Source organism: Luteibacter sp. (genome assembly GCF_009912395.1).
Classification (GTDB): domain Bacteria; phylum Pseudomonadota; class Gammaproteobacteria; order Xanthomonadales; family Rhodanobacteraceae; genus Luteibacter.
This window is the reverse complement of sequence record NZ_WNDO01000038.1, coordinates 1-25,254: the sequence shown is the minus strand read 5'-3', so window position 1 is coordinate 25,254 and position 25,254 is coordinate 1. Positions and strand designations below refer to the sequence as shown.

Below are 25,254 nucleotides of genomic sequence, written 5' to 3'. Positions count from 1 at the left end.
CCCCCATGAAGCAGGATGTCCCCCCTAGGGGAGTCGGCGACGCCGTGTCGTCGATGACCTACACCACATTGCCGATTCGCCAATGGCCGGAGAGCGAACGCCCACGTGAGCGCCTGCTGCGCCATGGCGCCTCGGCGCTGTCCGACGCCGAGCTGGTCGCCGTGTTGCTGGGCAGCGGCGTGGCCGGTCGTGACGCGGTGGCGACGGCTCGCGCGTTGCTGGGCGAGGCGGGCAGCCTGGGCCGCCTGCTCGCGGATCCGGACCACATGCCGCGGGTCGCCGGCGTCGGCCCCGTCAAGAGAGCCCGCATCGTGGCCGCCCTGGAACTGGCGCGCCGCTCGCTGGCCGAAGGCCTGTGCGAGCGACCGGGCATACGCTCCCCCACCGATAGCGCGGCCTACCTGGAGGCTCGCCTGCGCCATCTGGGCCAGGAGGTGTTCGCCTGCCTGTTCCTCGATACCCGGAACCGCGTGCTCGCGTACGAGGAACTGTTCCGCGGCACCATCGATGCGGCCAGCGTGTATCCCCGCGAAGTCGTCCGCGCCTGCCTGCGCCACCACGCCAGCGCGGTGATCCTCGCCCACAACCATCCGTCCGGCGTGGCCGAGCCCAGCCGGGCCGATCGCGACATCACGCGCCTGCTGGTCGATACCTTGGCGCTGATCGACATCCGCGTGCTCGACCACCTGGTGATCGGCGACGGCGAGACCGTGTCCATGGCCTCGCTCGGCATGGTCTGACGCCGGATTACCAGCGCTTCAGCGGCTCGTAGGTCGCCACATAGCTGCGCGGGGTGATGAAGGGCATGAGCAGGCTGCGCAGCGTATGCGGCAGGCGGGCCGCCTTCGACAGGCGGTCGGTCATCGCCTGCACATGGTCCACCCGCGACCGGCGAAGGGACTCGAAGCGCGAGCCGGTCTCGGGACCGGCGCCGTGCTTGCCCACCAGCTCCGCGATGACCAGCGCGTCTTCCATCGCCAGCGCGGCGCCTTCGGCCCAGACCGGTGCCGTGGCGTGCGCCGCGTCGCCGATGAGCACCACGCGATCGCGGCTCCAGGGCGTCAGCCGCACCTCTTCGATGGGTGAGTGGTAGATCGAACCGGGATAGGCCAGCACGGCGGCAACCGTGTCGCGGACGCGCGTGGGGAAGTCGCGTACGACGCTTTCGAGCAAGGCGAGGTCGCCACTGGCGGCATCGGCCGTGGTGGCCGCTGCCCAACCATAGACCGTGCCCTCGTCCACCGGCAGCAACAGGACCATGCCGCGCTCGCCGGTCCAGAGGGTCCAGCAGTCCAGGCCCGGATTGGGCGCCATGAAGCGCCAGCTCGCGGCGGCAAGGCGGGCGCTGGCGGCCGTCGCCTGGCCGGCGACCGCCTGACGCACGGAGGAACGGACGCCATCGGCGCCGAGCAGCAGGGCCGAGGTCAGTTCCTCGCCATCCGAGAGTCGAGTCCGGACACCGCTGGCATCCTGTTCCACCGACACGACGGCGCTGCCGCGCCGGATGACCGAGGTGTCCAGGCCAGATGCCAGCATGGTCATCAGGTCGCTGCGACGCACCGCGCGCGGGCGCATCGTCTCACCCCAGAACGCGTCCTCGTCGATGGTCGCGAGGATGCGGTCGCGCCGGGTACGGTATTCGCGACGCTTTACCGGGTAACCCACGCGCTCGATTGCCTCGCCCAGGCCCAACCGGTGCAGGGCCGCAATGGCGTTGCCGGGCAGGTTGATGGCGAGACCACCATCGGCCGCCTGCTGGCTGCGTTCGACGACCGTGGCGGAAACGCCCTGAAGGCTCAGGGCACGCAAGGTCGCGAGGCCGGCGATGCCGCCTCCGGCGATGAGGACACGCTGGGTATCGGGATGATCCATCCGCTGGGACTCTCGGCTGAAGAATCGTCCATCTTCCGCGATCCCGCCCTTGAGTTCCGGTACGAAACCACCGAAACGGACGTCGGGGTTCCACCCTGCGGTTGCGGGCCTGATCCGAGGCTTTCATGTAGGAGCGCGCTTGCGCGCGATGGGGCTCGCGGCCAGTCCGGGTCGCGCGCAAGCGCGCTCCTACAGAGGGGCGCTACGGGCAAAAAAAAGGCGCGAGTGCCGCTCGCGCCTTCATGGGTCACCTGTTGAGGGAGGGGCATCGATAACCCGTCGTGCCTTGGGCCGGGGAGACACCGGGCACGGGAGAAAGTGTGACAGTGACCGATGACAAGCCCATGACGTGCCGAAAACCGCCTATGACGTGGCTTCCTTCGGACTTATGCACATTTGCGATCTTTCGCGGTTGCTGACCATTGCTGGTGTCCCAACGCAGGTCAGATGCGCAAGCCACTGATTCATAATGCGTTTGCTTATGACGGGTCGATGTCAAGCGGTTCGGGGCACCTGCGAAGGCACTTGACGCGGGCTTTGTTCACAGAGTTATCCACAGGCACACGGAGCCCTGTGGATGATCGTGAAAAGGGCCAACAACCCTTTCTGATAGGATTGCGGGTTCCATATCCGCGTCGCGTATTCCGTGAAACATCCGTTGAAACAACTCGTCCTGCAGGCCATCGGCGCGCTGCGGGAGTCCGGCAAGCTGCCTTCCGACTTCGTCGCCCCCGCGTTCGTGATCGAGCGCACGCGCAGTCGCGAGCACGGCGACTTCACGACCAATGCCGCCATGATGATGGCCAAGGCCGCCGGCCGTAAGCCACGCGATATCGCCACCGACCTCGTCGAGGCCCTGCCGGCCTCGCCGCTGGTGGGCAAGGTCGAGATCGCCGGCCCCGGCTTCATCAATTTCTTCCTGGCGCCGGCCGCGTTCCATGCGGAAATCCGCCAGGCCCTGGCGGACACGGATCGGTATGGCCACAACACCGACGGCGGCGGTCGCACCGCGGGCGTCGAGTTCGTCTCGGCCAACCCCACCGGCCCCCTGCATGTCGGCCATGGCCGCGCGGCGGTCATCGGCGACAGCATCAGCCGGCTGCTGAACGCCGCCGGCTACAAGGTGTTCCGCGAGTTCTACTACAACGACGCGGGCGTGCAGATCGCCAACCTCGCGCTGTCCACGCAGTGCCGTGCCAAGGGCATCGGCCCGGACGACGCCGGCTGGCCGGAATCGGGCTATCGCGGCGACTACATCGCCGAGGTGGCCCGCGCCTTCCTCGCGAAGGAATCGGTCGAGGCCGACGGCGAGGTCGTCACCGGTTCAGGCGACGCCGACAGCATCGAGGATATCCGCCGCTTCGCCGTGGCCTACCTGCGCCACGAGCAGGACCTCGACCTGAAGGCCTTCGGCGTCGGCTTCGACGTCTACTACCTCGAGTCCTCCCTCTACACCGAGGGCAAGGTCGAGGAGACCGTGCGCGAGCTGGTCGCCCATGGCCACACCTACGAGGAAGGCGGCGCGCTGTGGCTGCGCACCACCGATTTCGGTGACGACAAGGACCGCGTCATGCGCAAGTCCGACGGCACCTACACCTACTTCCTGCCGGACGTGGCCTACCACCTGACCAAGTGGCAGCGCGGATACGAGCGCGCCATCACGGAGCTGGGCTCGGACCACCACGGTTCGCTGGCCCGCGTGAAGGCCGGCCTGCAGGCGCTGGACACCGGCATCCCGAAAAACTGGCCGGAGTACGTGCTGCACCAGATGGTGACGGTGATGAAGGGCGGCGAGGAAGTGAAGATCTCCAAGCGTGCCGGCTCCTACGTCACGCTGCGCGACCTCATCGACGAGGTGGGCCGCGACGCCACGCGTTACTTCCTGATCGCCCGCAAATCCGATTCGCAGCTGGTCTTCGACATCGACCTCGCGCGCTCGCAGAGCAACGACAACCCGGTCTACTACGTCCAGTACGCGCATGCCCGCGCATGCCGCGTGTTCCGCGAATTGGCTGATCGCGGTCTTTCGACCGACCGCGCCAACGGCTTGGCGAAGCTCGACCGTCTCGACAGCGAGCAGGAACAGATTCTGATGGCAGAACTGTCGCGCTACCCGGAAGTGGTGGAGGCGGCCGCTGCCAATCTTGAACCGCACCTGGTCGCGCAATATCTGCAAGAGCTTGCGCGTGCGCTCCATAGCTACTATCACGAGCACAAGTGGATCGTCGACGACGCCGACCTGCGTGACGCCCGCCTCGCCACGGTGGCCGCGACGCAGCAGGTGCTCCGCAACGGTCTGGATCTGCTGGGCATTTCCGCCCCGGAGAGCATGTAAATGGCGACACGCAAGAAGGGCAAGGGCCGACAGGCGGTCCGCAACAGCTCCGGCGGCATGCCCGGCTGGGGTTGGGCGCTGATCGGCATCCTCGCGGGCGCCGTGCTGATGGCCGTCGCGATGCGCGGTAGCATCATCCCCATCAAGAAGGACGGCCCCGAGCCGAACCCGCAGGCCACCGCGCAGAAGGCCACCGAGCCGGGTGCGGCCGACCAGAGCGAGCCCGAGAAGCCGAAGAAGCCGTCGTACGACTTCTATTCGGTGCTGTCCGAGAAGGAAGTGCGCATCCCCGACGCGGAGATCCGCGCGCAGGCCAGCGCCGAAGCACAGCAGCAGAAGCAGCAACAGCAGGCCGCCCAGCAACAGGCGGCACAGCAGCAGGCCGCAGCCGCACAGCAGCAACAGGCGGCGCAGCAGCAGCAAACACCCGTCGTGGTCGCCAACCTGCCGAAGGCCTCGACGCAGACGGTCACCGCGGCACCTGCCCAGCCGGCGCAGCCCGCCGCTCAGGGTGGCTCGGGTTATCTGCTCCAGGTCGGCGCCTTCCCGAGCGCGTCGGACGCGGAAGCGCTGAAGGCCAAGCTGGCGTTGCAGGGCTTCGTGGCGAACGTGCAGTCCGTGAAGGTTGGCGCGCAGACGTACAACCGCGTCCGCCTTGGCCCCTTCAAGTCGGCCACCGACCTGGAAAGCACGAAGCAGCGCCTGCAGTCGGCGGGGATCAGTGCCATCGCCTTGAAGGAAGGCAGCTGATCGAAAAAGCCCGCTTCGGCGGGCTTTTTTCATGGTGGAGCAGGATGCCCGTGACACTGTAGGAGCGCGCTTGCGCGCGATGCGGGCTTGCTGCGAGCACCCATCGCGCGCAAGCGCGCTCCTACAGGAATAGGGTCAGCTCTTGCGCTTCAGGCGGATCAACGCCGAGATGTCGTCGTCACCGTAGCCCTGCGACATCAGCTCGGCGTAATTGGCCAACGACTGTTCGATGATGGTGCGATCGGTGCCAGCGTCCGCCGCGATACCGCGCACGATGCCCAGGTCCTTGTGCAGCAGGCCAAGCTTGAAGCCCACCGAGAATTCGTTGCGCAGCATGGTGGCGCCACGCTTCTCCAGAAACCAGTTGCCCGCCGCACCCGCGCCCAGCGTCGGGATCAGGCGATCGGCTTCCAGGCCCAGCGCTTCGCCAAGGGCCAAACCTTCCGTCACCGCCTGGGCGATGCCTGCCACCAGCACCTGGTTCACGGCCTTGGTCGCCTGTCCGCTGCCGGCCGGGCCCATGTGGGTGATCCGGGCGCCATAGGATTCCAGCACCGGTCGCGCCCGCTCGAGCACCTCGGCCTCGCCACCGACCATCACCGAAAGCTTGCCGTTCTTCGCGCCTTCGACACCGCCGGACACCGGGGCGTCGAGGAAATGCGCGCCCACCTCGGCGAGCATGCGCGCCGCACGCTGCGCCGTGGCCGGGGCCACGGTGGAATGGTCGATCACGATCGCGCCCTTGCGCAGCGACGGCGCCAGCGCCTCGACCACGCCGATCACATCCGCATCCGCGCTCACACACAGCGCGATCACGTCGCAGGACGCGGCGATGCCGGCGGTATCCGGTGCGGTGACGCCCAGCTCCTTCGCCAGTTCGTCCGCGCGCGCCTGCGTGCGATTGCCGACGGCGGCAAGCAGTCCCTTGTCGTGGAGGTGCCGGGCCATGGGGGCGCCCATCGCGCCCAGTCCGATGAATGCTGCCTTGATCGTCATTGCGTTACCCGTGTCGATACGTGCAAAAAAAACGCGGCGCCGAGGCGCCGCGTCCGGTTCAACGCCCCGCGGTCTCCGCGAGGTAGGTGTAGCCTGTCAGCCCCTTGTCCAGCGTCTCGGCCAGCGCATCGGCCTGTGCGCCAACGATGCCCGCCGCCGCGATGCGGTCGGCGTAAGACTGGCGCAACGCCTTGAGGTCGTAGCCGACGTAGTCGAGCATCAGGTCGGTCGTGTCGCCGCGACGGATGTGGGCGAACTCGTAGCCTTCCGCCGTGGCGCGCACGTTCACCGCGTCGGTGTCGCCGAACAAGTTGTGGATGTCGCCCAGCGTTTCCTGGTACGCGCCGACCATGAAGATGCCCAGGCGGTAGGACTCGTCGGACTTCAATGCGTGCAGCGGCAGGCTCACGTCCACACCCTCGGCGTCCACATAGTGGTCGATGCGCCCGTCGGAGTCGCAGGTGAGGTCGGCGATGACGCCGCGCCGGGTCGGTTCCTCGTCCAGGCGCGAGATCGGCACGATCGGGAAGATCTGGTCGATCGCCCAGATGTCCGGCACGGACTCGAACACCGAGAAGTTCACGAAGTACTTGTCGACCAGCTTCTCATCGAGGTCGTCCAGCGCCTGGCGGTGGGCACGCTCGGCCGGCAGCAGGCGCGAACGCACCGCGTTGGCGATGGCGTAGAACAGCTCGTCGAGCTTCGCACGGTCGCGCAGGTCGAGCTGGCCCAGCGCGTACAGCGCCTGGCCTTCGGCGAAGTGGTGCTGGGCCTCGTGGAACAGTTCCAGCGGCGGACGGTGATCCAGCTCGGCGTGGGTCTCGCGCAGATGGCGGAGCACCGTCGGCTCGCCCTCGCGCTCGGCGGGAATCGTGCCCTGCGGCACCTCTTCCACCTCGCTCACGTTCACCACCATCACGGCGTGGTGCGCGGTCATCGCGCGGCCGGACTCCGTGAAGATCGTGGGCGCGGGCATGCCGTACTCGGCCACGGCCTCGGCCAGCGGCTGCACGATGCTGGCCGCGTACTGGCCCATGCTGTAGTTGATCGAGTTGTAGCTGCGCGAGCGGGTGCCTTCGTAGTCCACGCCCAGGCCGCCGCCCACGTCGACGATATCGATGGGCACGCCCAGGCGATGCAGTTCGACGAAGTAGCGGACGGCCTCGCGCATGCCGGCGGCGATGTCGCGGACGTTGGAGATCTGCGAGCCCATGTGGAAGTGCTGCAGGCGCAGGGTGTGCTTGAGGCCGGCCGCGTCCAGGCGGTCGATCAGCTCGAGCACCTGGCCGGGGCTCAGGCCGAACTTGCCCTTGTCGCCGCCGGTGTTCTGCCACTTGCCGGCACCGATGGAGGCCAGGCGCACGCGCACGCCCAGCAGCGGCTCGACGTCCAGCGCCTTGGCCTCGGCCAGCACGTGGTCCAGTTCGGACAGCTTCTCGACCACGATGTGCACGCGCAGGCCGAGCTTGCGGCCGATCAGCGCGAGGCGCACGTACTCGCGATCCTTGTAGCCGTTGCAGACCACCATGCTGCCCGGACGGGCATGGGCCAGTACGGCCATCAGCTCGGGCTTGGAGCCGGCCTCGAGGCCGAAACCATGCTCGCCGGCGGCGACCAGCTCGCTGACGACGCCGCGCTGCTGGTTCACCTTGATCGGGTAGATGGCCGTATAGGAGCCGGCGTAATCCGCGTCGTCGATGGCCTTGGCGAAGGCCTCCTGCAGGCGGGCCAGGCGGTCGGCCAGGATGTCGGGAAAGCGCACGAGCAGGGGCAGACGCAGCCCCTCGCGGGTGGCCTGCTCCACGATGGCGGGCAGGTCGAGGGCCGGGCCTTCATCGCCCCGGGGGCGGATGTTGAGGTGGCCGTCGCCCGCCACGTCGACGTAGCCGTTGCTCCAGTGCGGGATCGTGTAGGTCAGCTTCGCGCGATCGATGGTCCAGTTCGCCATGGCAAACGTTTCTCCAGGTGAGTGTGTCGTGTCCCCATGCGGGGAACGCGGAACAGTCGCAGCGGCGAACCTTGACTCAAGCGGGCCTGGCGGCCGGGAGCCTCGCACGCCGCGGGGCCGACCAGGCTGGGCCCACCACCCCGTGGAGGCGGGCAGACCTCGTATTGTAGCGGCGCCCAATGACATCCGTGTATCGATCCGCGGGCCGCCCCGGGACGGCCGTGGCCGTTTTTTCATCCGGAGCCGGTACAATCCCCTGTTCAGACCCCCTACCGTTTCCAGGAACACGCGTCATGTCGCAGCAGCAGCTCAGCTGGTTTACCGAGGCCCACCAGGCTTCGGGCTCCTCCATCGGTTACCGCGTCGAACGCCTGTTGCATGCCGAGAAGACGCCGTTCCAGACCATCGAGATCTACCAGACCACCGACTGGGGCAACCTCATGGTGATCGACGGCTGCGTGATGCTCACCAGCCGCGACAACTTCCTGTACCACGAGATGATGACCCACCCGGCGCTGTTCACCCACGCCCGCGCCAAGCGCGTCGTCATCATCGGCGGCGGCGACTGCGGCACGCTTCGTGAGGTGCTCAAGCACGAGGAAGTCGAGAAGGCCACCCAGGTCGAGATCGACGAGCGCGTCACCCGCCTGGCCGAGCAGTACTTCCCGGAACTGTGCGACGCCAACAACGACCCGCGCGCCGAGCTGCTCTTCATCGACGGCATCAAGTACATGGCCGAGGCAGAGCCGGAGTCGATCGACCTCATCATCGTCGACTCCACCGACCCGGTCGGTCCGGCCGAAGGCCTGTTCAACGCCGCTTTCTACGCCAGCTGCTACAAGGCCCTGCGCCACGGCGGCATCCTGGTGCAGCAGTCGGAGTCGCCGATCGCCCACATCGAGCTGATCAAGGCCATGAGTTCGGCCATGCGCACCTCGGGCTTCAAGGCCGTGCGCACCCTGCCCTTCCCGCAGCCGTGCTACCCCACCGGCTGGTGGAGCTGCACCATGGCCCGCAAGGATGGCGACCTGTCCGGCTTCCGCGAGCGCGGCGCGCTCAGCAAGAACTTCGCCACGAAGTACTACAACGCCGACATCCACAAGGGCGCGCTGGCCCAGCCGGAATTCATGCGCGAGGCGCTGGGCGAGTAATTCGCCCGATATCCGGCCAACGAAAAGGGCGCCCCTGGGGCGCCCTTTTTTTGTGCCGTTGTAGGAGCGCGCTTGCGCGCGAACCCTCAGCCTGCCGTTTGAAACAAAGAGGCCTTGCAGTGCTCGGGCAGGCGTTCAACCGCTCGCCCGATCACCGCAAGGCCTCATTCGCCATGGCCGTCGTGAGGGTTCGCGCGCAAGCGCGCTCCTACATCACATCGGCAGCGGCAGCGTCACTTGGCGCTTTCGAGCTTCGCCGGCTCCCAGCCGGGAGGTGCCTCGGCCTTGATGCCGTAGGCGTTGAGCGAGCCCAGGATCACGCTCATCTCGGTGCCGCCGCTGCGGGCCAGCGAGAGCAGCTTCTGGGCCTTCGCGCGGTCGCCGAGGCCTTCCATGTGCAGGCGGGCGAACTGCTGCATCTGCCAGACGAGGTTCACGCGGGCGTTCTTCGCCGAGAGCTGGTCGGCGGTATCCGAGGCCAGGGTCTCGCGCAGGTGCAGGCCCAGCGAACGGCCGAGCGGGCTGCTACCCCACTCGAGCACCTTGGCGAGCTTCAGGCAGTCGGCCACCACGCCCTCGTCGTCCTTGTGGCCTTCGCAGTACTGCGCGGTGGCCGGGAACATCGGCAGGGGCTGGGTCGCGGCCAGGCCGAAGACGATTTCCATCTGCACGCCGGCGGCGCCCGCACCCTGCAACGGATCGAAGGTGTCCGGCGGCGGGGGAAGCTGGCTGACCGACATGGCCAGCGCCTTCATGCTGGCGCCGAGGTAGTCGTCATAGGACTTCGCGACGGCGGCCTTGGCCAGGTCCTCACGGGCCTGCTTGTCGTTGCCCTGCGGCACGTCCATGCCGAGCTTGAGCAGCCACACCGCCGCGTTGTCCGGCGCCTGGCTCACCAGGCTGGCGACCGCGTCGGCATTGGGGCAGGCGCCCGCCTTGGCGTCGCAGTCGGCGAGCTGGGCCCAGGCCACGCGCGGACCGGCGTCGGCATTGCGCGAGGCGCGTTCGAGCAGCGCGTGGTAGGTCAGCACCTGGGGCGGATTGACCAGCGGACGCGCCAGCAGGGCGGCGCCCAGCAACGGTTCGGCCTCGGTGCTCAGCGCGACGACGCTCGCCAGGTCTTTCTGGAACTGCAACAGGGCCTTGGTCCGGTCCTTCTGCGCGGCCACAGGCCCCTTGGCCGGGGCCTTGGCGGCCTGGTAAGGCGTGGCGGCGAAAGCGGACAGCGAAAGCAGGCCCGACAGGGCAAAAGCTACGGCGCGACGTCCCCGCATGGGCCATCTCCATGACATAAAAAGGGAAGCATAACGCCCCACCATGAACGGAAGCTGCCGGGTACGCTTTCACAAACGAAAGACATTGCTACCATCGGAAGCTTGCGCGGGGGGACCACCGGCAGGGGGCCGGCACGACCGCTGCATCAATCCTGCGACAGAACAGGAACCTACAATGGATCAACTCGCCATCCTTACCAGCGAACGTGCTGGCTTCTTCGTCGGCTGGGGCACCTTGGCGCTCATCAATGCCGGCCTCGCCCAGGGCAAGAACCGCAGTGGCCTGACCTGGTGGGCCCTCTCGCTCATCCTCGGCCCCATCGGGACGCTGATTCTCGTATTACTTCCGAAAGTGCGGACCAAGATCTTTTGACCCGGGCGCCAGCCTGTGTAGGCTAGACCCCTCCCCATGGCAGGTGCGCGCGGATGCTTACGACGCTCGTGGCAAGCAGCAAGGGTGGTTGCGGAAAGACGACGCTGGTCACCCAGCTCGCCACGCATTGGGCGCAGGCCGGCAAGCACACGGCCATCATCGACGCCGACCGTCAGCACTCCAGCCTGCGCTGGGTCGGTCGGCGGCCCGAGAACGCCCCGGCCGTGGTCGCCATCGAAGGCAGCCGCAAGGCCTTCGACCGGCTCTCCGACGATATCCAGCGGGTGATCGTCGACACCCCCGCCGGTGTCGGCGAGAAGGACCTGGAACCCTACCTCGACAAGGCCGACGTCATCCTGGTGCCGGTGCTGCCCTCGCACTTCGACCTGGACGCCACGCTCGACTTCCTCGCCGTCCTCCAGGGCATCGGCCGGGTGAAGCGCGGCAAGCTGCCCGTGGGCCTGGTCGCCAACCGCCTCAAGCCGTGGACCAACGCCAGCCAGGCGGCGCTTGCCGAACTGGCCGAACGCGCACCGTTTCCCGTCGTCGGGGAACTTCGCGACTCGCAGGCGTACGTCTTGCTCACCGCCCTCGGTAAGGGCATCTTCGACTACCACTCGGAAAACGTGCGCGGGCACCAGGAGGACTGGGCCCGGGTGCTGCGATGGATCAAGCGAAGCGCCTGATCCGAAGGGCAAGATCACGCCACGTCACGTGGCCATTGCGGAGGAGACATCCATGCGAGAACTCATCCTGTTACGCCACGCCGAGGCGACACCGCACGGCAAGGAAGGCAAGGACGACCGCGAGCGAAAACTCACCGAACACGGAAAAAGCGAAGCCCGTGCGGCGGGGCAGTGGCTCGCAGAGCACAAGGTCACCTACGACCGCGTACTTTGCTCCCCTTCCGAGCGCACCCGCGAGACCGCGGCGCTGGCGCTGGGCCAGATCGAACCTTCCTACGAAGACAGCATCTACGATGCCACCGTCGGCGACCTCTACGATCTGCTCGACAAGCATGCCGGCGACGAGCGCGTGGTCCTGGTCGGTCACAATCCCGGCATAGAGCAACTGGTAGCCTTCCTGGTCGAAGGCCGCTCCGAGGACTATCGCGGCATGCCGCCCGCCGGCATGGCCCGACTGGTCTTCGATGGCCCCCTGGAACCCGGCAAGGCGAAGCTCGAGACGTTCTGGTCGCCTCCCAACTGAGCCACTGAATGCGTTTCCTGCTGCCGGCGATCGCCCTGCTCCTCGCCACGACGCCCCTCGCCGCCGCCGATCTGCGCATCGATCCGCTACGCTCGCGCGCCGAGTTCAGCGTCCGCATGCTCTGGGTCAGCACGGTCTCCGGCAGCTTCGAAAGCATTCGTGGCGAGGTGGCCATCGACCGCCAGGCGCACACCGCCGTGGTCAAGGCCGATATCGATACCGAGAGCATTCACATGGAATCCGCGCGCCTGCGCCGCTGGGTGCTGGCGCCGGAATTCTTCGATGCCGAGCATCACCCCCAGATCCATTTCGAGTCCCTGCCCGTCTCCCTGCACTCGCTCACCAGCGGCGGCGAAGTGGAAGGCAGCCTCACGATGCGCGGCGTGACCCGGCCGGTGACCTTCCGCATGGAGCCCAACCGTTGCCCGCCCGACGCCATGGCCGGCTGCGTCCTGCAACTGCAAGGCAGCATCGACCGCACCGATTTCGACATGCGCGGCCATCGCGGCGCCCTGTCCGACCGGGTGAATCTCGGCATGGCCATCGTCCTGTCGGCGCCCTGAGCGCGACCGGACATGGACGAACTCACATGGCGTTGCCTCGCCTCGCCTAGAATCCGCGCCATGCGTCATCTCCTTACGTTCGTCATCCTCGCCGTATCGCTGGCCCTCGGCGGCTGCTCGCTGTCGCGCGAGCGCATCCAGCGCGCGGACGCCGTGGTCGACCTGACCGTCGACCGGCAAAGCACCTGCGCCACCACCGACCACTGCCCCACCGACTCGCCCGTGCTGGAAGCGGCCCGTGAAGCGGATGCGGCATCCACGACCAAGGCGCCCGTCCACGTGGCGACCTTGCTGGAAGACGGCGAGACGGCCCTGGCCATCCGCGTGAACCTGATCCGCGCCGCCACCCGCAGCATCGACGTGCAGACCTACATCTGGGAGCAGGACGACGCCGGCAAGCTCGTGCTCGACGAACTCATCCGCGCCGCGCGCCGTGGCGTGCGCGTGCGGATCCTGGCCGACCAGTTGTTCTCCTTCCGCGACCCGGGCCTGCTGGCGGGCTTGGCGCGCGCCAGCGACCACCTCGAGATCCGCCTCTACAACCCCACCTTCCACAGCGCACGCACGCCGCCGCTGGAATTCGCGGCGGGCATCGTCTGCTGCTTCTTCAAGTTCAACCAGCGGATGCACAACAAGCTGATCGTGATCGACGACTTGGTCGGCATCACGGGCGGACGAAATTACGAAGACCGCTACTTCGACTGGGACGACGCCTTCGATTACGTCGATCGCGATGTCATGGTGGGCGGCCCCGTCGCCCACACCATGGGCGCCAGCTTCGAGCAGTTCTGGCAGCACAAGCGCGCCGTGCCGCTGACCCACCTGCGCGACGTGAACCGCGAGATCGTCAACGACACCGACGATACGAAGCGATGGGCCCCACCCACCTACGAACACCCCGAGCGAGTGGCCCAGTTGCTCGCCAACGCGGAAGACCCCGACTGGCTCCAGACCCACATCCAGGACGCGATGCTTCGCCTGCGTCGGGTGGAGTACTTCTCAGACCTGCCCGGCAAGACCGACGAACCCAAGCGGCGCGAGGCGCGCACGCTGACCCGCCACATCATGGGCATGGTGCGCAACGCGAAGAGCGAGATCGTGCTGCAGACGCCCTACCTCGTGATGAGCCGGCCGGCCAAGAAGATCTTCGAACGCCTGCGCAAGCAACCCGATCCGCCGCGCATCATCGTCTCGACCAATTCGCTGGCCTCCACGGATGCCTTCGCGGTGTACGCGCTGTCGTACAAGCATCGCAAGCGCTACCTCACCGACTATGGTTTCGAGATCTACGAGATGAAGCCGCACCCGGCGAACGTCGATCGCGACGCGCTGGAAGGACGCTCGCACGCGCTGTACACGCCGCCGGTGGATGGCGACGATATCCCCCGCGTGATCGGCAGCCAGGGCCGCCGGGAGTCGCACCCGGAGACCTCTCGCCTGTCCGGACCGCCATCGGAATCGTCGGGCTTCTTCGCCGCGGCCAGCCGCGCCAGCCGGGGGCCTCGTCACCGCCCCGCACCGCTGCTTACGGGCGGCGTGCGCTTCGGCCTGCATGCCAAGTCGATCGTGGTGGACGACACCTTCGCCATGGTGGGCTCGCACAACTTTGATCCGCGCTCGGACCACTACAACACCGAGGCCGGCGTGATCGTCTACGACAAGCGCTTCGCCGACCGCCTGCGCGGCTCGATCATGCAGGACACGCTGCCGGGCAACGCCTGGGTGATCGGCCCGAGGCAGAAGTCGATCCCCGTGCTGTCGTCGGTGAACGAGTTCATCGGCGATGTATCGGAACGCCTGCCGTTCTTCGACCTGTGGCCATTCCGCTACGCCACCAGCTACGACCTCAAGCCGGGCTGCATCCCGATGCGCTGGTCGGATCCGAAGTTCTTCGAGTGCTACGAGCCAGTGGGCGACTTCCCCGAGGTGGATGTCTCGCTGAAGCTCATCTACACGCGGATGATCACGGCCTTCGGGTCGTCGGCGGCGGGGATTCTGTAGGTATCGCCCTGCTGGTCGCGCGCAAGCGCGCTCCTATAACAGCGGGGTTACATGGGGCTGGTCAGCTCGAAGCGTACGGGTAGCTCGGCCGTGTAGCGGGCCGGGCGATCGGCGGCGGCGAAGCGCCAGCGGCGGACGGCGTCTTCCGCGGCACGATCCAGGTCGAGGTCACCGCTGGAGCGGCCGACGGCCACGCCCATGACATCGCCTTCGGGCGTCACGGTCACGTTGAGCACCACCTGGCCTTCGCGATGGGCGCGCAAGGCGGACATGGGGTAGCGCGGCGATGGCGTATAGACCGCATGCAACGACGGCTTCGGCTCGGCGGCGACGGCATCGACCGGCGTCGCCCGCGGACGTGTTACCACGCGCGGCGGTGGCTCGTCGCGAACGGTGCTGACCACCGGAGCCGGCGCCGCCAGGCGCAGTGCCTTGGGCATCACGATATCGACCAGGGGCCGGGTGGCCGGCGCCCGCTCATAGGTGAGTGCGGTCAGCCAGCTGGTGCCGGCGATACCGAGGACGAGGCCGAGGGCGCTCAGGGATGTGCTGGTTCGTAATGCGAGCATGCGGCCTTGCACGGATGGCACCCCTTCGATGCCATCCGCTCCTTTCTGATGAATCAGGGGCGTTCGAGGATCGCCGTGACGCCCATGCCGCCGGCGGTGCAGATGGAGATCAGGCCGCGGCCCGAACCCTTCTGCTCGAGCATCTTCGCCAGCGTGGCGACGATGCGCGCACCGGTCGCCGCGAAGGGGTGACCCGCCGCGAGACTGGAGCCGTTGACGTTGAGCTTCGACGGATCGATCGATCCCAGAGGGCCATCGAGGCCGAGCCGGTTACGACAATAGTCGTCGTTCTCCCATGCACGCAGCGTGCACAACACCTGGGCGGCGAAGGCTTCGTGGATCTCGTAGAAGTCGAAATCGCCCAGGCCGAGCCCGGCCTGCTTGAGCATGCGGGACACGGCCACCGTCGGCGCCATGAGCAGGCCCTCGCCATGGACGAAGTCCACGGCCGAGACCTGGGCATGGGTGAGGTAGGCCTGGATGCTGAGCCCGCGCGCGGCCGCCCAGTCGTCGCTGGCCAGCAGAACCGCGGCCGCGCCATCGGACAGGCCGGTGGAGTTGCCGGCGGTGAGCGTGCCCTGGCCCGAGGCCTTGTCGAAGGCCGGCTTCAGCGAGCCGAGCTTGTCGAGCGTGGAGTCCGGGCGCAGGAAACCATCGCGCTTGAGACCACGGAACGGCACCACGAGGTCGTCGAAGAAGCCGGCGTCATAGGCGGCGCCCAGCTTCTGGTGGCTAGCCAGGGCCAGTTCGTCCTGTTCGACGCGGCCGATCTTCCATTCCTTCGCCATCAGCTCGCAGTGGTCGCCCATCGACTTGCCGGTGCGCGGCTCGGCCACGCCCGGGAACGAGGGCTTCAGCTCCTTCAGGGAGAAGCCGCGCGTGGCGACCTGGAACTTCTCCTTGAGGGTCTTCGCGCGGTTCAGCGCCAGCAGGCGCTTGCGGAATTTCTGACCATAGACGATGGGCACGTCACTGGTGGTGTCCGAGCCACCGGCGATGCCGGCGTCGATCTGGCCCGTGGCGATCTTGTTGGCGATGAGGATCGCGTTGTCGAGCGAGGTGCCGCAGGCACGGGCGGTGGTGATGCCCGGCGTGGTGGGCGCCAGGCCCGAGGAGAGCAGCGCCTCGCGGGCCAGGTTCCAGTCCGACGAGTGGCGGATGACGGCGCCCATGGCGACCTCGCCCAGCTCGGTGCCATGCAGGCCGTACTTCTCGACCAGCGCCCCGAGGACCTTGACCGACATGCCGAAGTTGCCGACATCGGCGTACGCGGTGTTGTTGCGGCAGAAGGGAATGCGGACGCCGCCGACCACACCCACGCGCTTTTGCGTCTTTTCCATGCTCTTGAGGGAATATCCGGACCGATGGGGGATTGCCCGAGCGGGCGAGCCCGTTCGAAGGCGAAGATGCCGTGGACGCCGACGATCGCCGACGAACGCGTATCGTCAAGGCTAACGCGCATCCCTCCCCGGCAAAAGCTCGAAGGGGCCGGATGGTAGAATGGCGTTCCTTTGCCGTTGTGGAAAACCCGCCGTGACCGAGTCGCTGATCGCCTGCCCCGCCGTCCTGGCGCTGGAACTGGCCGGGGGCGAATCGCCCGACCGGCTGGAACTGACCCGCGACGAAGCTCAGGAGCTGGCCGCCCTGGTCGCCGAGGACCTCCGCGCCCTGATGCCCGGCGTCGAGGCCGCCCGCTTCGCCCTGGCCGGCGCCCTGTTCGACGGCGTGGAGATCCTTCGCCCCGGTTATCCGGTGTTCGCCACGCTGGAGGAACTGGCCCGACGCATTCCCCGCGTGACCACGGCCGGCGGCGTGGTCGCCTTCGGCACCCACGAAGGCCACATGCCCGCCCAGCCGCTGGTGCCCGACGCTCGCTATGCCGGCGGCCCGATGCGCCTGCTGCCGTGGATACTGCTGACCCCGGCCGACCAGGCCGAGGACCTGGCCGACGCGATGGAAGTGGAGCTGGTCGGTCGCGGCGAGGCCGGCGCCCGCACGGCAGACTTCCTCATGCGCACCCTCGGCGTCCGCCTGGAGCACGCCCGCTACCTCAGCCGCAACGATTTGCTGGCCCTGACCTGCGTGCAGTACGAGCACGTGAACCTCGCGCCGATGTGGACGATGCTCGAAGCCGCCCTGCTCACGCCCTACCAGCAGGAGACCGCATTGGGTTCGCGCGGCCTGCCGCTGCGTTACGCCGACGGCCAGGTGAACATTCCCGGCATCGCCGGCTGGTTCGCCCGCGATGGCGAGCGTCGCGCCGACGCCGCGCACGAACTAGCCGGCACCCTCTTCGAACTGCGCCAGTACGCCGCCCTGCTCGACGCCCACCATGTGCCGCTGCGCATGGACAACGACGCAACGCGCAGCGAACCGTTCTTCGTCGAACACATCGCCGAGGCCGATCCCGCGTTGCCGCCCGCCGAGTTGTACGCCCACGAAGCGGCTGGCCTGGGCATGGCCGCGGTAACGGTCGCCCAGCCCTCCGCCGGCAAGGCGCGCATCCTCGCCCACGGCTATCCGCTGGCCCCGAGCGCCCTCGGGCCGCTGCTCGACGCCCTCGCCGGACGCTACGACGCGGCACCCCACCTGCACACCCTCGGCAGGATCCTGCTCGACGCGGACGGCGCCCTCGCCGCACCCGCGCCAGCCCTTCACTAACGCCGTCCAGGGCGATATACGGGGGCCGCATCGGGCGGTTAGAGTGAGGGCATCCATCCCTCGGCGCCCGCATGCAACCCACGGTTCCACCCAACGCGTCGCCGACCGACTGGCCGGCTTACCTGCTGGCTCGCGCGCCGGCGATGATCGCGTACGTGGATGCGGACACCCGCTACCGCTACGCGACACCGTCCTATCGCGAGTGGATGGGTATCGACGGCGACATCGTCGGGCGCCGCATGGACGACGTGGTGCCGGCGAAGCTCTATGCGCGCATCCTGCCCGGTGTCGAGGCCGCGCTACGCGGCGACACGTCGGTAGTTGATCGCGAGATCCGCGACGACGAGGGACGCCACTTCGCCCAGGCCACCGTCTCCCCCGACCTCGATGACGAAGGCCGGGTCCGTGGCATCTTCATCATGCTGGCGGACGTCTCCGCCCGTCGTGAACTGGAAGCCCGCCTGCGCGAAAGCGAACGACGTTTCTCGCTAGCCTTTCGGTATGCCGCCATCGGTATGGCGCTGGTCCGCCCCGATGGCCGCTGGCTCCAGGTGAACGAAGCCGTCTGCGCGATTCTCGGCTACAGCGAGGACGACCTGCTCGCCTCCGCCTTCCAGGACATCACGCATCCCGACGACCTCGAGGCCGACCTGGCGCTGACCCAACACGTGCTGGAAGGCGAACGCCCGTCCTTCCACATGGAAAAGCGCTACATCCATCGCGACGGCCACATCGTGTACGCGCTGATCAGCGTTTCGCTGGTGCGCGACGAGCGTGGCGAGCCGCTGTACTTCATCTCGCAGATCCAGGACATCAGCGAGCGCAAGGCTTTCGAGGACGCGCTGTTCCGCGAACGCGAACTGGCCGAGGTCACGCTGAAATCCATCGGCGACGCGGTGATCACCACCGATCCGCAGCTCATCGTCACCTCGCTCAACCCCATTGCCGAGGCGATGACCGGGTGGAGCAGCCACGAGGCGATCGGCCGGCCGATGGACGACATCTTCCGCCTGCGCGATCCCCTGACTCGCCAGCCGATTCCCAATCCGCTGCACACGGCGGTCAGCCGCAACACGATCGTGGGCCTGACCACCGACGCCATCCTTCTGCACCGCAACGGCTTCGACAGCCCCATCGAGGATTCGGCCGCGCCGATCCACGACCATGCGGGCAACGTGGTCGGCGGCGTGGTGGTGTTCCATGATGTGAGCGAGACGCGCGCCCTCGCGCTGAAGATGGCCCACCTCGCACACCACGACACGCTCACCGGCCTGCCCAACCGCACGCTGCTGCAATCGCGCATGGACTTCGCGGTGACCGTCGCCGCCCGACGTGGCCAGCGCGCCGCCGTGCTGTTCGTGGACATCGATCACTTCAAGCAGATCAACGACACCATGGGCCACGCGGCGGGCGACGCCCTGTTGCAGGAAGTGGCCCTGCGCATCCGCTCGGCCGTGCGCCCCGACGACACGGTAAGCCGCCTGGGCGGCGACGAGTTCGTGGTGCTGCTGCCGCATATCGAAGACGCCGCCGATGCCTCCACCGTGGCGGAGAACGTGCTCCAGGCCTGTGGCGAAGCGGTGGGCGTCGGCGCCGACGCCTCCGCGCTGGCGATCAGCTTCAGCATCGGCATCAGCCTGTTCCCCGACGACGCGCGCGATGCCGAAGCCCTGCTGCGCAACGCCGACACCGCCATGTACGAAGCGAAGATGCAGGGCCGCAACGGCTACCGCTTCTTCAACGCGAGCATGAACGAGCGCAACAGCGCCCGCGTGCGCATCGAGATGGAACTGCGCCGCGCGCTCGCTCGCAACGAACTGAGCCTGCACTACCAGCCCAAGGTCGACATGGAGGTCGGCACCATCGTCGGTGCCGAGGCGCTGCTGCGCTGGCAGGTCGACGGCGTGGATGTCTACTCGCCCGAGCAGTTCATTCCCGTGGCGGAAGACTGCGGCCTCATCGTGCCCATCGGTGACTGGGCGCTACGCGAGGCCTGCCGCCAGGCGGAAGCCTGGTCGCGCACGTACCGCCCCATCTCCGTGTCGGTGAACGTCTCGGCCTTGCAGTTCCAGCACACGCGCTTCTACGAATCGCTGCACAGCGTGCTCGAAGACACCCGCCTGCATCCCACCCTGCTCGAACTGGAGCTCACCGAGCGCACGGTGATGGAAGGCGGCGACCACATCGCCCAGCTGCTGCGCCAGATCAAGCAGATGGGCGTCGCGCTCAGCCTGGACGACTTCGGCACCGGCTATTGCAGCCTGTCCTACCTGAAGCACTTCCCCGTCGACACGCTGAAGATCGACCGTGCCTTCATCCGCGACGTCACCTCCGATGGCGACAGCGCCGCCATCGTCCGCGCGATCATCGCCATGGGTCGGGGCATGCACAAGCACGTGCTCGCCGAAGGCGTCGAGAGCGAGGAACAAGCCGCCTTCCTGCGCGACGCGGGCTGCGCGCAGATGCAGGGATTCCTGTTCGGCCGCGCCGTCAGCGCGCGCGACTTCGAGGCACGCATCGCGGAAGTGGACACCGGCCTGCCCGGCCGACGCTGATCCGACAGATCAGCCCGCCAGCATCGCCTCGTACATGAAGTAATGGCAGCGTTCCATGCCGAGCCCGGCATAGGTCGCCTGCGCACGCTCGTTCTCCGTCTCCACGTAGAGGCGGATACCCACGGCGCCCGCTTCGTCGGCCAGGCCCTTCACGTGGGCGTACAGCGCCCGGAACACACCGGCGCGGCGCGCCTCGGGCGTCACGTAGACACTCTGGATCCACCAGAAGTCGCCGCAACGCCAGTCGCTCCACTCGTAGGTGATCATCAGGCAACCGGCCGGCACGCCATCCAGCGTCGCCACCATATAAAAGCCGCGACGCGGCTCGTCGAACACGGCGCGCACGCCACGGGCGATGGTGTGGGGATCGAGACGCTTGGCTTCGGTCTCCCAGGCCATCGCGCTGTTCCAGCGGGCGATCGCGTCCGCGTCGTCGATCGTCGCCCGACGAATATCCAGGGTCATCGTGTCATCCATTTGTGGGACGGCGCTTGCGCGACGCCCCGAGTTTTCGTGTGAGTGTGTTGCGGCCGACGCCCAGCGCGGCGGCGGCATGCTGGCGGTGGCCGTCGCTGGCGACCAGCGCTACCTGGAGCAGGGTGCGATCCAGCGCCTCGCGGGCGCGGGCGTGGATGTCCGCCTCGCCTTGCGCCAGCGCGTCCTGTGCCCAGACGCGCAACGCCTCGGTCCATTCGCCCGCCTTCGTCTCGCGTCCGGGCAGGCCTCCGAGATCACTCGCCAGGATTTCAACACCCGGCGCAACCACGGCGAGGCGGCGGCACAGGTTTTCCAGCTCACGTACGTTGCCGGGATACTCGCGCTGCTCGATCAGCTTCATCGCACCACGCGAGAAACGCTTCGGCGGCAGGTTGAGGTCGGCCGCCGCCTGGGCAAGAAAGTGCTTCGCCAGTAGTGGAACGTCACCGCGCCGCTCGCGTAGGGCCGGCAATGGAATGCGAACAACATCGAGGCGGTGCTTCAGGTCGGCACGGAACAGGCCGGCCGTTACGCGGGCTTCCAGGTCCTGATGGGTGGCGGCGACGATGCGTACGTTGCCACGCAACGGCTCACGCCCACCCACGCGGTAATACTCGCCGCCCGAGAGCACGCGCAGCAGGCGCGTCTGCAAGCCCACCGGCATATCGCCGATCTCGTCCAGGAACAACGTGCCGCCCTCGGCCTGCTCGAAACGACCGATATGCCGCCGCGCGGCGCCAGTGAACGCCCCCGCCTCGTGGCCGAACAGTTCGCTCTCCAGCAACTCGGCCGGAATCGCCGCCGTGTTGAGCGCCACGTAGGGCTTGCCGCTGCGGGCGCTTTCCTCGTGCAGCGCGCGGGCCACCAGCTCCTTGCCGGTACCGGTCTCGCCCGTGACCAGCACGTTGAGATCGCTGGCCGCCACGCGCCCGATCAGGCGGAATACCTCGCGCATCGCCGCGCTCTCGCCGAGCAGGGCATGCGCGTCCTCGCGCAGTTCGGGGACGACCACATCTTCCCGCGACCCGGCGAGCGCACGCTCCACCGCCGCCACCGCCTGGTCGAGGTCGAAGGGCTTAGCGATGTAGTCCACGGCGCCCGCGCGATACGCCGCGGCCGTGGTAGCGACATCGGTGAACGCGCTCATGACGATCACCGGCCCGATGTTTCGCCGGGTCAGGTCTTCCAGCAAGCGAAGGCCGTCTTCGCCGGGCATGCGCACGTCGGTGACCAGCAGCGCGGGGCGACTGTCCTCCAGCGCCGTGCGCACCGCATCACCGGCACTGAATTCGCGTACCGCGTGTCCCGCGTCGCGCAACGCTTCCGCCAGCACGAAACGCACGCCGCGATCGTCGTCGGCGATCCATATGTCAGTCATGCGCACGCTCCATCGGCAGGTAGAGGGAGAACGTCGTTTCGCCGGGTCGGCTGATATAGCGAAGGTCGCCGCCATGCTCCTGGGCGATCTCGCGCGACAGGGCCAGGCCCAGGCCCGTGCCATCGGGGCGCCCGGAGACCAGCGGCTGGAACAGGCTGTCGCGCAGCTCGTCGGGCACGCCCGGACCGTCGTCGATCACGTCGATGCGCAAGGCCGACCGCACGCTACGCTCGCCCAGCCGCGCGCCATGCTCAACCCGGGTACGCAGGGTCAGCGCCGTGGCACCCGCCTCGCGCGCGTTGCGGGCCAGGTTGAGCAGCACCTGCAACAGGCGGTCACCGTCGCCCAGGCTGTCCGGCAGGCTGGGATCGTAGTCATGGCGCACCGACGGCGCGCCAGGCTCGGCGACGATGATGTGTTCCAGGCGTTCGAGCAATTCATGCACGTTCACCGGCGCGATGCGGGCGGCGCCACCATGCCGGAGCAGGCCGTCGGCCAGCGCGGCGAGACGGTCCGCCTCGCCGATGACCATGCCCGCCAACTGCCGCAAGTCGTCGTCCTGCACCCGTCGCTGCAACAGCTGCGCCGCACCGCGCAGGCCGGCGAGAGGATTCTTCACCTCGTGCGCGAAGCCGCGCAGGGTCGCCGACAGGGGCGTCGCCCCGGCGCCCGGATCGCTCACCAGCGGATGCACCTCCACCAGCACGCGCCCCTCGTCCACCGGCTGCAACATCAGGTCGGCCGTCACCTCCCGCCCCCGCGCCACCCCGAAGGTGATCGCCCGCAGATGGAACGGCCGCCGCTCGTCCAGGGCCCGCGCCAGATGCGAGGCCAGCCCCGGCTCCCGCATCAGCTGGGGCAAGCGCTGCCCCACCGCCGTCCGCGGCCCCACCTCCAGCACCTCGCCCAGGGCAGGGTTGATCCAGAGCACCCGGCCACCCGCCCCGACAAGGGCAAGGCCGGTCCCCAGCAACGTCAACAGGTCGTTCGTATCCGGTGCATGCATTGCACCAATGTAGGGAGGTTATGTGACTGTGGCAATCTGGCTCTCAAATACCCCCCCTTTCGGATCGAATAACATAGTCGAGGCAAATGCACCTGTATGGGAACCTAGCCCTCACCAAAGAAAGTCACTCCAAAACCAGCGGCGTGCAAATCTAAAGCCCCCCGCGAGACCGCTCCGCAAGCCGCCACCTCGTATCAATATGTATAGTTTTTGAGATGCAGCCGATATGTAGTTTGGGGCACCCGCCCCCAGATGCGGCTGACAAACTGAGCATCTGTGCTGGAAGGGCCAATGTCGAACGTGGGCGAGCTAAGAGTGCTTCGTGACCGCTTGCGATCCTTCGCGGAGCAGCGGGATTGGGATCAATTTCACACGCCGAAAAACCTTGCTATGGCGGTAGCTGCTGAGTCAGGCGAGCTCCTCGAGCACTTCCAATGGCTGTCGGCAGATGAAAGCGGTGCGCTTAGCGACGATACGAAGTCTCGTGTCGCTGAAGAGATTGCAGACGTCTTGCTTTATCTAATCAGGCTCGCGGATAAGCTCGACCTGAATATGTATGAAGCCGCACTCAAGAAAATAGATACGAACGGCGAGAAGTACCCTGTGGAGAAATCTCGCGGAAATGCTCGCAAATATGACCAACTCTAAAGTGAGGGCAAGGAATGGACTCCAATCAAGATACAGCATTCACTCGGTTTTTGAGGGAGGCTGCTGAGCGAGCCCAGAGTGAGATCAAGTACACACCAACCTACTTCCTCGACTCCCTAGGCGCCGAGGGTGGTTATGCAACGGCAAACAAACTTCTCTTGCCCGGGAAGCCACCCTCTACGGGATTTGTAAAGCTCTGGGAGCACCGTCGACTCGACCTCTCCGTTGAGGCGCTGATTCTCGAGAGCGAATGGTGGTCCTATTTTAATGAGGATACTTTGGAGGTAGCGCGCTCACGCCTTGCCAGTGTTGGATACAAGGTGCGAGAGAGGCAGCCTGGAAGGGAGCTTGTGAAGAGGGAGGCAACCCGGCTCAGCGCTCCATTGATGGACGGTGTCACCGTCGCTCCAACTAGGGTTGCTAATAAACCCTCTGTCCAGCGATTCTGGAGAATATCTGGCCCCCCAGAGAACTTTCTAGTCGCTATTCAGCGCGGGGCTTGGGCCCTGAATGAGTCAAACAGAGGCATGTGGGGCAAGATCAAAGAAGGTGACACCGTCATCTTTCATTCCACGCGGAGTTCCGCCGTAGTGAAGAACCCGCCTTCATCAATTCTTGGCTTCGCTACGGTTGGTGCCAGGAAAGCTGAGAAGAATGAGTTTTGGTGGCCGACCGAGATCTCTGATCAAGTAAATCATTGGCCTTACACCTTTGACTTGAGCAATATCTGCCTGACGTCGACAGGCATCTCCTCCCTTGACCTCTCGCCCCCCTACTTTCTGGCCGATGCCGCACACAAGTACGCCTGGGTTAGCACTCTGCTCGAGAACGCGATACCTATTTCATCGATTGAGCGAGAGGCGAAGGCAAAGACAGCAGCGGTTCCAAACTTTCCATTAAATGGATCCATTGCACCGATCAATGAGACTTATCGACAAGTTATCTTCTTGGGCAACGGGCGCAGCTGGGAACTGATTAAGTCCAGTGTTGCCGTCGATGATCTCGAGGCATCGTTGCTTGGCGACGAAGACCTCGGTGAATCAAATTGGGGGGACGTATACGCTCAGGCGGCGTCATATACCAATCCAATTTCTCCCTCGCATGAGAAACGGCTAACAAAGGTTCGTATCGAAAACGCGATTCAAAAGCTCAGGGTAGCGTTCCTCGAAGATTTTACATGTCAAGTTTGCGGATATAGCCAAAGTTACATTGGAAAGTCTGGTCGGTTGCGTTGGATCATCCACGTAGACCACATCCACGACAAAGCCGACGGGGGTGGGGAGGAGATGTCAAACCTATGGGTTCTTTGTCCAAGGTGCCACATGGAAAAGACTCACGGTGTACTCACAATTGATCGACACTGATCTTGCCCCCGTTTCACGGACACCCCTATAAGCGATTAACTATCGCAATAGGAGGTGGACGATGACCAAGAGCAAGGCAGGCAGAAAGGGGCAGGAGTTCAGCCTGGAGTTCAGGCAGCAGGCA

The 25,254-nt window shown here is 66.6% G+C and carries 22 protein-coding genes; 13 read left to right on the top strand and 9 right to left on the bottom strand.

The window, feature by feature from the left end:
• Nucleotides 1-68: 68 nt before the first annotated feature.
• Nucleotides 69-740, top strand: coding sequence for a DNA repair protein RadC (radC, locus tag GAK28_RS23085; RefSeq protein WP_291784904.1), 672 nt, complete (start codon nt 69-71; stop codon nt 738-740).
• A gap of 7 nt (nt 741-747) precedes the next feature.
• Here radC and GAK28_RS23080 read toward each other — a convergent pair whose 3' ends face one another.
• Nucleotides 748-1,872, bottom strand: coding sequence for an NAD(P)/FAD-dependent oxidoreductase (locus tag GAK28_RS23080; protein ID WP_291784870.1), 1,125 nt, complete (start codon nt 1,870-1,872; stop codon nt 748-750).
• A 646-nt stretch (nt 1,873-2,518) separates the two neighbouring features.
• Between GAK28_RS23080 and argS the strand changes: the two genes are divergently transcribed.
• Both argS and GAK28_RS23070 read left to right on the top strand, forming a co-directional pair.
• Nucleotides 2,519-4,207, top strand: coding sequence for an arginine--tRNA ligase (argS, locus tag GAK28_RS23075; protein ID WP_291784868.1), 1,689 nt, complete (start codon nt 2,519-2,521; stop codon nt 4,205-4,207).
• On the top strand, nt 4,208-4,957 hold the full coding sequence (locus GAK28_RS23070; protein ID WP_291784866.1) for an SPOR domain-containing protein: 750 nt from the start codon (nt 4,208-4,210) through the stop codon (nt 4,955-4,957).
• A gap of 135 nt (nt 4,958-5,092) precedes the next feature.
• On the opposite strand, the gene GAK28_RS23065 is transcribed toward GAK28_RS23070, so the two are convergent.
• A complete protein-coding gene (locus GAK28_RS23065; RefSeq protein ID WP_291784864.1) occupies nt 5,093-5,953 on the bottom strand; it encodes an NAD(P)-dependent oxidoreductase in 861 nt (286 codons plus the stop codon).
• A 58-nt stretch (nt 5,954-6,011) separates the two neighbouring features.
• Complete coding sequence (speA, locus tag GAK28_RS23060) at nt 6,012-7,901, bottom strand: arginine decarboxylase (RefSeq protein WP_291784862.1); 1,890 nt, start codon at nt 7,899-7,901, stop codon at nt 6,012-6,014.
• Nucleotides 7,902-8,194: 293 nt separating this feature from the next.
• On the opposite strand from speA, the gene speE reads away from it, so the two are divergent.
• Nucleotides 8,195-9,052 (top strand): polyamine aminopropyltransferase, encoded by an 858-nt coding sequence (gene speE / locus GAK28_RS23055; protein ID WP_291784860.1) that lies wholly within the window; start codon nt 8,195-8,197, stop codon nt 9,050-9,052.
• Nucleotides 9,053-9,285: 233 nt separating this feature from the next.
• Here speE and GAK28_RS23050 read toward each other — a convergent pair whose 3' ends face one another.
• Nucleotides 9,286-10,326, bottom strand: a complete 1,041-nt coding sequence (locus GAK28_RS23050) for a hypothetical protein (RefSeq protein ID WP_291784858.1) — start codon at nt 10,324-10,326, stop codon at nt 9,286-9,288.
• 175 nt (nt 10,327-10,501) lie between these two features.
• Here GAK28_RS23050 and GAK28_RS23045 point away from each other — a divergent pair, with 175 nt between their 5' ends.
• From GAK28_RS23045 to GAK28_RS23025, 5 genes are read left to right on the top strand one after another with little or no spacing between them, the layout of a single operon-like run.
• Entirely contained in the window at nt 10,502-10,699 is a 198-nt protein-coding gene (locus GAK28_RS23045) for an antitermination protein NusB (RefSeq protein WP_291784856.1), read from the top strand.
• Between the two features lie 53 nt (nt 10,700-10,752).
• Entirely contained in the window at nt 10,753-11,385 is a 633-nt protein-coding gene (locus tag GAK28_RS23040; protein ID WP_291784854.1) for a ParA family protein, read from the top strand.
• A gap of 52 nt (nt 11,386-11,437) precedes the next feature.
• Nucleotides 11,438-11,908 carry a histidine phosphatase family protein gene (locus GAK28_RS23035; protein WP_291784853.1) on the top strand — a complete coding sequence of 157 codons (471 nt, stop codon included), beginning with the start codon at nt 11,438-11,440 and terminating at the stop codon, nt 11,906-11,908.
• An 8-nt stretch (nt 11,909-11,916) separates the two neighbouring features.
• Entirely contained in the window at nt 11,917-12,471 is a 555-nt protein-coding gene (locus GAK28_RS23030) for a YceI family protein (protein WP_291784851.1), read from the top strand.
• Nucleotides 12,472-12,531: 60 nt separating this feature from the next.
• Nucleotides 12,532-14,472: a phospholipase D family protein gene (locus GAK28_RS23025; protein ID WP_291784849.1), complete on the top strand. Its 1,941-nt coding sequence runs from the start codon at nt 12,532-12,534 to the stop codon at nt 14,470-14,472.
• A 47-nt stretch (nt 14,473-14,519) separates the two neighbouring features.
• Here GAK28_RS23025 and GAK28_RS23020 read toward each other — a convergent pair whose 3' ends face one another.
• Together GAK28_RS23020 and GAK28_RS23015 are read right to left on the bottom strand one after the other, a co-directional pair.
• Nucleotides 14,520-15,041, bottom strand: coding sequence for an energy transducer TonB (locus tag GAK28_RS23020; RefSeq protein WP_291784847.1), 522 nt, complete (start codon nt 15,039-15,041; stop codon nt 14,520-14,522).
• Between the two features lie 53 nt (nt 15,042-15,094).
• Entirely contained in the window at nt 15,095-16,381 is a 1,287-nt protein-coding gene (locus GAK28_RS23015) for an acetyl-CoA C-acetyltransferase (RefSeq protein ID WP_291784845.1), read from the bottom strand.
• Nucleotides 16,382-16,574: 193 nt separating this feature from the next.
• On the opposite strand from GAK28_RS23015, the gene GAK28_RS23010 reads away from it, so the two are divergent.
• Together GAK28_RS23010 and GAK28_RS23005 are read left to right on the top strand one after the other, a co-directional pair.
• Complete coding sequence (locus tag GAK28_RS23010) at nt 16,575-17,702, top strand: hypothetical protein (RefSeq protein ID WP_291784844.1); 1,128 nt, start codon at nt 16,575-16,577, stop codon at nt 17,700-17,702.
• Nucleotides 17,703-17,773: 71 nt separating this feature from the next.
• A complete protein-coding gene (locus GAK28_RS23005; protein WP_291784842.1) occupies nt 17,774-20,257 on the top strand; it encodes a GGDEF and EAL domain-containing protein in 2,484 nt (827 codons plus the stop codon).
• A 9-nt stretch (nt 20,258-20,266) separates the two neighbouring features.
• Here the strand turns inward: GAK28_RS23005 and GAK28_RS23000 are convergent, their stop codons facing one another.
• The 3 genes from GAK28_RS23000 to GAK28_RS22990 are packed head-to-tail and all read right to left on the bottom strand — an operon-like array spanning nt 20,267 to nt 23,082.
• Nucleotides 20,267-20,722 carry a GNAT family N-acetyltransferase gene (locus GAK28_RS23000; protein WP_291784840.1) on the bottom strand — a complete coding sequence of 152 codons (456 nt, stop codon included), beginning with the start codon at nt 20,720-20,722 and terminating at the stop codon, nt 20,267-20,269.
• A gap of 4 nt (nt 20,723-20,726) precedes the next feature.
• Entirely contained in the window at nt 20,727-22,112 is a 1,386-nt protein-coding gene (ntrC, locus tag GAK28_RS22995; protein WP_291784838.1) for a nitrogen regulation protein NR(I), read from the bottom strand.
• A complete protein-coding gene (locus GAK28_RS22990) occupies nt 22,105-23,082 on the bottom strand; it encodes an ATP-binding protein (RefSeq protein ID WP_291784902.1) in 978 nt (325 codons plus the stop codon). Before GAK28_RS22990 ends, ntrC begins: the two co-directional genes overlap by 8 nt.
• A gap of 327 nt (nt 23,083-23,409) precedes the next feature.
• Here GAK28_RS22990 and GAK28_RS22985 point away from each other — a divergent pair, with 327 nt between their 5' ends.
• Nucleotides 23,410-23,766 carry a nucleotide pyrophosphohydrolase gene (locus GAK28_RS22985; protein WP_291784836.1) on the top strand — a complete coding sequence of 119 codons (357 nt, stop codon included), beginning with the start codon at nt 23,410-23,412 and terminating at the stop codon, nt 23,764-23,766.
• Between the two features lie 14 nt (nt 23,767-23,780).
• Nucleotides 23,781-25,130 carry an HNH endonuclease signature motif containing protein gene (locus tag GAK28_RS22980; protein ID WP_291784834.1) on the top strand — a complete coding sequence of 450 codons (1,350 nt, stop codon included), beginning with the start codon at nt 23,781-23,783 and terminating at the stop codon, nt 25,128-25,130.
• Nucleotides 25,131-25,254 lie beyond the last annotated feature (124 nt).